This is a genomic window from Marinimicrobium sp. UBA4209 (assembly GCF_002381585.1).
GTDB lineage: Bacteria > Pseudomonadota > Gammaproteobacteria > Pseudomonadales > Cellvibrionaceae > Marinimicrobium > Marinimicrobium koreense.
On the sequence record NZ_DFTP01000081.1, the window covers coordinates 357 to 2668 of the forward strand.

Genomic DNA, 2312 nt, shown 5'->3' on the forward strand with positions numbered 1-2312 from the left:
CAGAACCTGCTGGAAGTGGCCGAGGCCACTGCCATCGCGGCCAATGAGCGCACCGAGTCTCGCGGCGCCCATGCCCGCGAGGACTTCCAGGAGCGCGACGACAAGAACTGGCTGTGCCACTCCATGTACTATCCGGTCGACAAGCGGGTGGGTAAGCGCGGCGTGAACTTTGCCCCGCGCACCATGGACGCGTTCGAACCGAAAGCACGTGTTTATTAAGGGGTACGAGTTATGTTGAAAGTTGAAGTCTATCGCTACAACCCCGAGACCGACAAAGCGCCTTACATGAAGTCCTACGAAGTGGACACTCAGGGTAAGGACCTGATGGTGCTCGACGTGCTGGGTATGCTCAAGGAACAGGACGAATCCCTGGCTTACCGTCGCTCCTGCCGCGAGGGGGTTTGTGGCTCGGATGGCATGAATATCAACGGCGTTAATGGGCTGGCCTGTATCACGCCGCTGTCTCAGGCGGTAAAGAACAACAAGTTGGTGGTTCGGCCACTGCCTGGACTTCCGGTGATTCGTGATCTGGTCATCGATATGACCCAGTTCTACGATCAGTACAAGAAAATCGAGCCCTATTTGCAAAATGATACCCCCGCTCCGGCAATCGAGCGGTTACAATCTCCCGAAGATCGTGCCAAGCTGGACGGTCTGTACGAGTGTATCCTGTGCGCCTGCTGCTCAACCAGCTGCCCGTCGTTCTGGTGGAATCCGGACAAGTTCATTGGTCCGGCCGGTCTGCTCCAGGCCTACCGCTTCCTGGCGGACAGCCGCGACCTGGCCACAGAGAAACGCTTGTCGAACCTGGATGACCCCTTCAGCGTCTTCCGCTGTCACGGCATTCAGAACTGTGTGTCCGTGTGCCCCAAAGGGTTGAACCCGACCCGGGCGATCGGTCATATTCGCACCATGCTGCTGCAAAGTGCGACCTGATCACACTCAGATGTGAGCAACATGGGTCGGGCCGAGAGCCCGGCTGTTCGGCACACCCTCAAGGGTGTGCCTGAGTATTTGAGCGGCGCGTTCTGCCACAAGCGGAGTGCGTTATGGTAGCTAACGGCTAGAGACTAGCAGGGGGAGTATCGGGTAACACCCGATCCGGCCGCCAGCCATCCCGGTGAACCGGTGGTTGGCGAACCCCATGACAAGGTGGGTGTAATGCAAGACAGCATCATGGAGCAATTTTGGCGCACGTCCCATATCTCCGGAGGGAATGCCGCCTACGTCGAAGCGCTCTACGACACATATCTACACGATCCCAATGCGGTTCCCGATGAGTGGCGCAATTACTTTGAGCAATTGCCCCGGGTCAACGGGGTAGTCACCCAAGACGTTCCGCACTCCGTAATCCGCGAGCAGTTCCAGCGTCTCGCCAAAACCCGCTCAGCGACCGCGTCGGCCACGGCGGCGGGCTCCGTCAGCCTCGAGCACGAGCGCAAGCAGGTCAAAGTTCTTCAGCTGATCAGCTCCTACCGCTTCCGCGGCCACCAGAAAGCCCAACTCGACCCCCTCAGCCTGATGGATCGTGAACGAGTTCCTGACCTGGAGCTGGGATTTCATGGTCTGACAGAAGCGGATCTGGACACGGTTTTCAACACCGGCAACCTGTTCATCGGCCGGGAAGAGGCGCCGCTCAAGGACATTGTCGATGCTCTGGAGCAGACCTACTGCGGGCACGTCGGTCCGGAAATCATGCATATCACCAACCTGGCGGAGAAGCAGTGGCTTCAGCAGCGCCTGGAGAGTGTGCGTTCCAAGCCGGACTTCAGCGATGAGCAGCGCCTGGCCGTGTTGGACCGTCTGGTGGCGGCCGAAGGGCTGGAGCGGCACCTTGATAGCAAATACCCCGGGACCAAGCGTTTTGGTCTGGAGGGGGGCGAGAGCTTTATTCCGCTGGTGGATGCGATCGTCAACCGCGCGGGCGGTTACGGCGCAAAAGAAATCGTGCTGGGTATGGCTCACCGTGGCCGTCTGAACACGCTGGTCAACATCTTCGGTAAGAGCCCGTCAGAACTGTTTGGCGAGTTCGAAGGCACCAAGCGTCTGGTGGACACCTCAGGCGATGTGAAATACCACCAGGGTTTCTCCTCCAATATCATGACCCCGGGCGGCGAACTGCACATGGCCATGGCCTTCAACCCGTCGCACCTGGAGATCGTCTCTCCGGTGGTTGAAGGGTCGGTACGGGCCCGCCAGGATCGCCGTGAAGACCCGATCGGCGCCAAGGTGCTGCCCATCGTGGTGCACGGGGACGCGGCCTTCGCCGGTCAGGGCGTGGTCATGGAGACCTTCCAGATGTCCCAGACCCG

The 2312-nt window shown here is 59.6% G+C and carries 2 protein-coding genes and 1 pseudogene; all 3 read left to right on the forward strand.

Annotation, left to right across the window (positions count from 1 at the left end; translation table 11 throughout):
* Nucleotides 1-219 (forward strand): annotated as a pseudogene (sdhA, locus tag B3187_RS12010) (succinate dehydrogenase flavoprotein subunit); the annotation flags it as partial.
* A gap of 12 nt (nucleotides 220-231) precedes the next feature.
* Nucleotides 232-936, forward strand: a complete 705-nt coding sequence (locus tag B3187_RS12015; protein WP_024460482.1) for a succinate dehydrogenase iron-sulfur subunit — start codon at nucleotides 232-234, stop codon at nucleotides 934-936.
* 225 nt (nucleotides 937-1161) lie between these two features.
* Nucleotides 1162-2312: 2-oxoglutarate dehydrogenase E1 subunit family protein (locus B3187_RS12020; protein ID WP_286806695.1), on the forward strand; the 1151-nt coding region annotated here is incomplete at its 3' end.